The sequence below is a fragment of the Amycolatopsis sp. NPDC003861 genome (genome assembly GCF_053605405.1).
Map to the genome: position 1 here is coordinate 1 of NZ_JBSGJD010000370.1, position 6,862 is coordinate 6,862.

At 71.2% G+C, this 6,862-nt stretch carries 8 protein-coding genes; 4 read left to right on the forward strand and 4 right to left on the reverse strand.

Annotated features, from left to right (window positions below):
• The 4 genes from ACWEVN_RS45070 to hisG all read left to right on the forward strand — a co-directional run.
• The coding region (locus ACWEVN_RS45070; protein ID WP_452055365.1) for a DNA-3-methyladenine glycosylase family protein at positions 1-603 on the forward strand (603 nt) is incomplete at its 5' end.
• 17 nt (positions 604-620) lie between these two features.
• Positions 621-1,106: a methylated-DNA--[protein]-cysteine S-methyltransferase gene (locus ACWEVN_RS45075; RefSeq protein ID WP_449681669.1), complete on the forward strand. Its 486-nt coding sequence runs from the start codon at positions 621-623 to the stop codon at positions 1,104-1,106.
• 368 nt (positions 1,107-1,474) lie between these two features.
• Positions 1,475-1,738 carry a phosphoribosyl-ATP diphosphatase gene (locus tag ACWEVN_RS45080; RefSeq protein ID WP_013226745.1) on the forward strand — a complete coding sequence of 88 codons (264 nt, stop codon included), beginning with the start codon at positions 1,475-1,477 and terminating at the stop codon, positions 1,736-1,738.
• A 43-nt stretch (positions 1,739-1,781) separates the two neighbouring features.
• Positions 1,782-2,627, forward strand: a complete 846-nt coding sequence (hisG, locus tag ACWEVN_RS45085) for an ATP phosphoribosyltransferase (protein ID WP_449681668.1) — start codon at positions 1,782-1,784, stop codon at positions 2,625-2,627.
• A 92-nt stretch (positions 2,628-2,719) separates the two neighbouring features.
• Here hisG and ACWEVN_RS45090 read toward each other — a convergent pair whose 3' ends face one another.
• From ACWEVN_RS45090 to ACWEVN_RS45105, 4 genes are all read right to left on the reverse strand, one after another.
• Positions 2,720-3,853 (reverse strand): IS481 family transposase, encoded by a 1,134-nt coding sequence (locus tag ACWEVN_RS45090; RefSeq protein WP_452055366.1) that lies wholly within the window; start codon positions 3,851-3,853, stop codon positions 2,720-2,722.
• A 149-nt stretch (positions 3,854-4,002) separates the two neighbouring features.
• Positions 4,003-4,941 (reverse strand): ParA family protein, encoded by a 939-nt coding sequence (locus tag ACWEVN_RS45095; protein WP_449681667.1) that lies wholly within the window; start codon positions 4,939-4,941, stop codon positions 4,003-4,005.
• Positions 4,942-5,005: 64 nt separating this feature from the next.
• Positions 5,006-5,797: a thioesterase family protein gene (locus ACWEVN_RS45100; RefSeq protein ID WP_452055367.1), complete on the reverse strand. Its 792-nt coding sequence runs from the start codon at positions 5,795-5,797 to the stop codon at positions 5,006-5,008.
• Entirely contained in the window at positions 5,797-6,696 is a 900-nt protein-coding gene (locus ACWEVN_RS45105) for a RecB family exonuclease (protein WP_452055368.1), read from the reverse strand. The genes ACWEVN_RS45100 and ACWEVN_RS45105 overlap by 1 nt, the downstream gene beginning before the upstream one ends.
• Between the last annotated feature and the right edge of the window lie 166 nt (positions 6,697-6,862).

Here is a 6,862-nt window from a genome sequence, read left to right on the forward strand (position 1 = left end):
GAGCAGCGGGTCGGTGGCGAGCTGCTCGCCCCGCTGGTCGCGGCCGCGCCCGGCCGCCGGGTCCCGCGCGCCGTGGACGGCGCCGAGTTCGCCGTGCGGGCGGTGCTCGGCCAGCAGGTGTCGACAGCGGCCGCCCGCACCCACGCGGCCCGGCTCGTCGTCGCGCACGGCGAACCGGTCGACGACCCCGAAGGCGGCCTGACGCACCTGTTCCCGTCCCCGGCGGCGCTGGCTTCGCTGGACCCCGAGACGCTGGCCATGCCCCGCAGCCGCCGTCGCACGCTGCTCGGGCTGGTCGAGGCGTTGACGGACGGACTGGACCTCAGCGCGGGCAGCGACTGGGAGGCCGGGCGGGCCGCGCTGAGCGCGTTGCCCGGCTTCGGGCCGTGGACGGTCGAGACCATCGCGATGCGCGCGCTCGGCGACCCGGACGCGTTCCTCCCCACCGACCTCGGCATCAAGTACGCGGCGGAGACCCTCGGCCTCGGCGGCCAGGCGGCCGTCGTCGCCCGCTCCGCGGCGTGGCGCCCCTGGCGCGCCTACGCCACCCAGCACCTGTGGGCCACCGGCGACCACGCGATCAACCGGATGCCCGCGGCATGAAACCGACAGGAGAAAAGATGCGCACCCACGCCGTCGTCGACAGCCCCTGCGGCCCGTTGACGCTGGTCGCTGAGGGCGCGGCGCTCTGCGGCCTCTACATGGTCGACCAGCGCCACCGCCCGGACGAGCTGACCTTCGGCACCCACGACCCCGGCGCCGGGATCTTCGACCGCGCCGAGACCGAGCTGAAGGAGTACTTCGCCGGGCAGCGCCACGAGTTCGACGTCCCGCTGACGTTCGTGGGCACGCCGTTCCAGCAGTCGGTCTGGGCCCAGCTGCGCAAGATCCCGTACGGCACCACGATCTCCTACGGCCAGCTCGCCGACCGGCTCGGCAACCCGGCCGCGTCCCGCGCGGTCGGGCTGGCCAACGGGAAGAACCCGATCGGCATCATCGTCCCGTGCCACCGCGTGGTCGGTTCCACCGGCTCGCTCACCGGCTACGGCGGCGGCCTCGAGCGCAAGCGGTACCTCCTGGACTTCGAGCAGGGCGCGCTCTTCTGAGGCTCGGCCGCGAACCCGGCGGGCCCCGGCGTGCTCCGGCCCGGGAACTGAGGCCTGCGGCGGCGCGGGCCGTGCCCGGCGGCGGGTGCGGAGGTTCGGCGGTCGCGGGGGAACTCCTGCGGCGGGGAAGCGCGGCAGGCGGGTGCGGAAGTCCCGCGGCCGCGTCGACGCGGCGATCCGGTGCGGTGCGCGGGATTGCTGCCCGGGCGCCCGAGCCCGGCCCAGCCCGCTGCCGGGCCGAGGGTGGCCACCCTTTCGTGAGCTGATCCCAGCCCGTGGGAGCCGGTGTCCACGGCCGTGTGAGATGGGCTGCATCCGGGGCGGGGCGGGGCGGCGCCGCGGGGTGCGGGATGGAAGGATTCCGCATCGTGAAGACCTTCGATGAGCTGTTCGCGGAGCTTGCCGAGCGCGCGCGTACCCGTCCCGACGGGTCCGGCACCGTCGTCGCCCTCGATGCCGGGGTGCACGCCCAGGGCAAGAAGGTGCTCGAGGAAGCCGGCGAGGTGTGGATCGCCGCCGAGCACGAGTCCGACGAGCGGCTCGCCGAGGAGATCTCGCAGCTGCTGTACCGGGTGCAGGTGCTGATGCTCGGCCGCGGCCTGTCGACCGAGGACGTCTACCGCTACCTGTGACGGGTGGTCCCCGAAGAACTCGAAGAACGAGGAGAAGAGCGAAATGCTGCGTGTTGCCGTGCCGAACAAGGGAGCCCTCGCCGCCGCGGCGACGGAGATGCTCGGCGAGGCGGGCTACCGCAAGCGGCATGAGCAGCGCGACCTGACCGTGCTCGACCCGGTCAACGAGGTCGAGTTCTTCTTCCTGCGTCCCAAGGACATCGCCATCTACGTCGGCTCCGGCGAGCTCGACCTCGGCATCACCGGCCGCGACCTCGCGCTCGACTCCGGCGCCCCGGTCGAGGAGATCCAGGCGCTGGGCTTCGGCGGTTCGACGTTCCGCTACGCGGCCCCGGCCGGCCGCGAGTGGAAGCCGGCGGACCTGCACGGCAAGCGGCTGGCCACGTCCTACCCGCGGCTGGTCCGCGACGACCTCGCCCGCCACGGCGTCGAGGCCGAGGTGATCCGCCTCGACGGTGCGGTCGAAATCTCGATCCAGCTCGGCGTGGCGGACGCGATCGCGGACGTCGTCGAGTCCGGGCGCTCGCTGCGGCAGAACAACCTGGTGGCCTTCGGCGACCCGATCTGCGTCTCGGAAGCGGTGCTGCTGCAGCGCCGGGGCACCGGGGAGAGCAAGGCGAAGTCGCAGCTGGCCGCGCGCCTGCGCGGGGTCGTGTTCGCGCAGCAGTACATGATGCTCGACTACGACTGCCCGCGGACGCTGGTCGAGCGCGCGATCGCGATCACGCCGGGCCTGGAGTCGCCGACGGTGGCGCCGCTGGCCGACGAAGACTGGGTGGCCGTGCGGGCGATGGTGTCGCGCAAGAAGGTCAACCTGATCATGGACGAGCTGGCCGAGGTCGGCGCGAAGGCGATCCTGGCCTCCGACATCCGCTCCTGCCGCCTCTGACCCGCACCCGTCGTGAGTGGTAAGGCGGGTTAGAACCCGCTGTCATGTTTCAGGACTTCGTGGACAGATCTGATTCACGACATCGTGGACAGTTACTGGTCGGTGAGGCGTTGGTAGCGTATCGATCGGTCTAGTGTGAGTTGGCGGGCGACCGTGTCGCCGATCATGATGGTGACGCGGTCGCCTTGCCAGTAGACGCTGGCGGTGCGCCCGGCCCAGGTCCGTCCGAGGACGATGGAGCAGCCGGAGAAGGCGATCACGCCGGTGGCCGAGACCGGCCGGGTGGTCAGGCCGCTGGGCCGGTGAGGCCCCGTGGGATGGACGGCTTTCGGGCGGGCGTCATAGCGCTGCTGGGGTGTGTCACCGCCCAGGCTTTGGTGACGGCGATGGTTATAGACCTGCCGGTATTCATCGAGCAGTTCCTGCAGTTGGGCGAGGGTGTCGGCGGGCGGCCGGGCGGCGAGCCAGGTCCGCAGGGTCTGGTGGAGGCGTTCGTTCTTGCCGCAGGTCTGCGGATGGCGTGGAGTCGAGGCGATGCTGGTGATGCCGAGTCCGGCGAGGTGGCGTTCGAGTTCGACCATCCGGCCGCGGTGTTTGCCGGTGAAGGCCAGCCCGTTGTCCGACAGCAGCCGCACGGGCAGGCCGTAACCGGCGAAGGCTTGCTGCAGGGCAGCCCAGGTGGCGGTGGTGTTCTCACTGTCCGCGGCGTAGGTGCCGACGTCGAGACGGGAGTGATCATCGAGGATCTGGATGATGCAGACCTTGGTGCCGTCGGCCAAGTGGTGTTGCATGCCGTCGATCTGCCAGCAGCCGTTGGGGTCGGCGTATTCGAACCGGCGCCGGGTCCGCGGTTTCTTGCGTGGCTGGGGAGTGATCTGGCCGTGGTCGCGCAGGATCCGGTAGATCGAGGACTGGGACGGTATCGGTGGCTGGTGGGTGTCTTCCAGCCGCCAGCGGATGGAGATCGGGCCGTTGTCCAGGCCCTGCTCGCCGAGTTCTTTGCGGGTCCGCAGCACCGCCTCGGTGACCGGTGCCCCGAGGGCGGTCGGGTGATGGTGTGGTGCGGTGCTGCGGCGGGTGAACCCGTCGCTGCCTTCGTCGCGGAAGCGGGCCAGGTACTTGTGGAACACGCTGCGGGAGACATCGTGTTCGCGGCAGAACCGCGCGATGTTGACCTTCTCGCCCGCTGCTGCTCGCGCGATGGCGGCGACGAACTCAGGATCCATCGAAAACCCTGCTCTGCCCATCGCGGCATGGTCACCAGAGAAGCTCTGGTGACCATGCTGACAGGCCGGTCAGTGTCCACGATGTGCTGAAACATCAACTGTGCACGATGTCCTGAACTCAAGCAGCGGGTTAGAACCCGCCTTACCACTCACGACCGGGGACGGTTGGGTTTCTTGGGCAGCAGGTCGTAGAGGCCCTTGCGGGCGCCGTTGTCGTTGACGTTGCGCGCCACCGCCACCTCGGAGATGAAGTCCTCGAAGACGAACTCCTCGTCGGCCGGGACCACCGCCGGGGCCGCGTTCTCCTCCAGGTAGCTGTCGAGCGTCTCGGCGATCTCGCGGAAGGACAGCGCCTGCAACGTCTCCGGTGCGTACGTCGTCACCGGGACGCCGTGCGCGGCCGCCTCGTTCATCACCACGCCCAGCGGCAGGTGCGACAGCATCGGGATGCCGAAGTCGTACATCTCCTGCAGCGCCGCGGCCGCGTAGTGCGAGATCGGCCGCCGGTACAGGCTCGGGACCAGGCCGAACCACGAAAGCGGCTGCCGCCCGACGGTCTGCTCGACGTAGCGGACCTGGTCGGCCAGCAGCCGCAGCGCGCGGATGCTCGTCTTGTCCGGCTGGACCGGCACGAGGATGCCGTGCGAGGCCGCCAGCGCGTTGTTCGTCAGCACGTCCAGCGCCGGCGGGCAGTCGATGACGCAGTGGTCGTAGTTGGCGAACTGGATGACCCGCGCGAGCTGCCAGCCGGGGACGCGGAACGAGTCGAGCCGCCGGATCAGGTCGAACATCCCCGGTGACGTCGGCACGACGTCGAGCGCGCCGCCGCGGCCGAGGTTGCTGCGCGGGTGCGGCACGACGAGTTCCTCGATCGGGCCCTTCCACGTCTTGGCCAGCGCCTTCGCCAGGCTCGGCTGGTCCGCGGCCACCTCGGACAGCCCGAGCATCTCGGTCGTCGCGTGGCCCTGCGGGTCGAGGTCGACCAGGAGCACCCGGCGGCCCCGCTCGGCCAGTGCGGCCGCGGTGCCGACGCTCAGAGAGGTCTTCCCGACCCCGCCTTTCTGGTTGACCACCGAGGTGATCTGCATGCCGGAGCGCTCCTCAAGTCGGTCGTTCCGCGAAGGTTATTGGATGCGGGCCCGTTGTGGGTGGCTATCCGCCCCCGGCCTGTCGCGGCCGGACCATCAGCGCCTGCGCGCCGGTGGCCACCGGGCCGCCTTCGTCGTGCAGGATGCTCGTCGCGGTGCCGATGCCGTGGTGGCCCACCAGCGTCACTGCGTCGAGGCCGATCCACTCGCCGGACGGTGTCCGCCGCAGGTGCATGGTGAGTTCGGAGTTGATGAACCACCACTTCCGCGGGTCGAGGTAGTTGGACACGCCGTTGCCGGAGTCGGCGACGGCGAACAGCCGCTGCAGGCCGCTCGGCTCCTCGCCGTCGACCAGCGGGACGCGCTGGCGCGCCCACACGGCCGCCGGGCCCGGGACGTCCATGCCGCCCCGCACCGCGCGCCACTCGACCGCGTCGAGGTAGCCGCCCTGCCAGCCGTCCGGCCACGGCGACTCCGCGACGCTGCCGGGCGTGGGCAGCCGCGGGCCGGCGTCGGTGGCGACTTCTGCGGTGTCCGACGTCGCGATGCGCCACGCCGAGGCCCGCGCCACGACCCGTTGGGCGCTCGCCAGCTCGGCTTGCAGCAACTCGACCGACCGGCCGGGCCGCTCGATCCGGGCCCGCACGGTGAGCTCGGCGACCGGCGCCGGCCCGAGAATCTCGACGGTCACCCGCGCGAGTTCGGCCGGGTGCGCGGATTCGACGTTTTCGAGGGCGCGGACGAGCAACGCCGACGGCGGGCCGAAGTGCTGGGCGTCCGGCGTCCACGGGCCGGCCGTGTGCCCGGTCGCGGAGAACCGGCCGTCGCCGAGCGGGGCGTAGAAGGCGTCGGCCATCAGTCGGCCCGGTCCAGGGGCGTCTCGTCGCCCGCGTCGGGCTCCGGCCAGCCGGGATATTCGGGTGGGGTGCCGCCGTACTCGGGGCAGTGCGCCTGGTGGTCGCACCAGTGGCACAGCTTGCTCTTGTTCGCCCGGAAGTCGCCGGTCTTGCCCGCCTTCAGGATGGCCTGCCAGATCGCTTCGAGGGTGCGCTCGAAGCGCAGCAGCTCGGCCTCGTCGGGGGTGTAGGCGAGCGATTGGCCGTCGGTGAGGTACATGAGCTTCAGCTGGCGCGGGACGATCCCGCGCAGCCGCCACAGCACCACGGCGTAGAACTTCATCTGGAACATCGCCTTCGCCTCGCCGATCTCGCGCGGCGCGGCCCCGGTCTTGTAGTCGACGACCCGGATCTCGCCGGTGGGCGCGACGTCGAGCCGATCGATGTAGCCGCGCAGCAGCACGCCGGAGCCGAGCTCGATCTCGACGTGCAGCTCGCAGGCCTCCGGTTCGAGGCGGCGCGGGTCTTCGAGTTCGAAGTAGGCGTCGAGGAGCTTTTCGGCCGACTGCAGCCATTCCGCGTGTTCGTCGGGTTTTTCGCCGTCGAACAGCTCGGTCCACTCCGGACGGTCCGCGGACAGGTCCGTCCACGCCGGCCCGAGCAGCTCGCGGGCCTGGGCGGGGACGCGCTCGGCGGCCGGGAGGGCGAACAGCCGCTCCAGGACGGAGTGGACGAGCGTGCCGCGCAGCTGGGCCTTGGTCGGGACCTCCGGCAGCCGGTCGACCGCGCGGAACCGGTAGAGCAGCGGGCACTGCTTGAAGTCGCTGGCCCTCGACGGCGACAGCGCGGGCCGCCGCCGCACCTCGGTGGCGACGGCGGAGGCTGGGGTGTCGGTGGTGACAGTGTCGGCGTCGGGCATGGGCAGAGCGTAACGCCGGGGTCCGACAGTTCCGGCGACCGCAACGCCCGCTGCCCCGACCGGGCCGCCCCAAGCGCCCCAATGAGGTTTTCTCAGTAGGGCTGGGTGGGGTGCGTGTTGCCGTGAGATGAGGCGTGGGGCCGCTGGTAGGACTGAGTTTGCGAAG

Coding starts and splice junctions, on each gene's coding strand:
- ACWEVN_RS45075 (WP_449681669.1), top strand. CDS start 621: ATGCGCACCCACGCCGTCGTCGACAGCCCCTGCGGCCCGTTGACGCTG.
- hisG (WP_449681668.1), top strand. CDS start 1,782: ATGCTGCGTGTTGCCGTGCCGAACAAGGGAGCCCTCGCCGCCGCGGCG.
- ACWEVN_RS45090 (WP_452055366.1), bottom strand. CDS start 3,853: ATGGATCCTGAGTTCGTCGCCGCCATCGCGCGAGCAGCAGCGGGCGAG.
- ACWEVN_RS45095 (WP_449681667.1), bottom strand. CDS start 4,941: ATGCAGATCACCTCGGTGGTCAACCAGAAAGGCGGGGTCGGGAAGACC.
- ACWEVN_RS45100 (WP_452055367.1), bottom strand. CDS start 5,797: ATGGCCGACGCCTTCTACGCCCCGCTCGGCGACGGCCGGTTCTCCGCG.
- ACWEVN_RS45105 (WP_452055368.1), bottom strand. CDS start 6,696: ATGCCCGACGCCGACACTGTCACCACCGACACCCCAGCCTCCGCCGTC.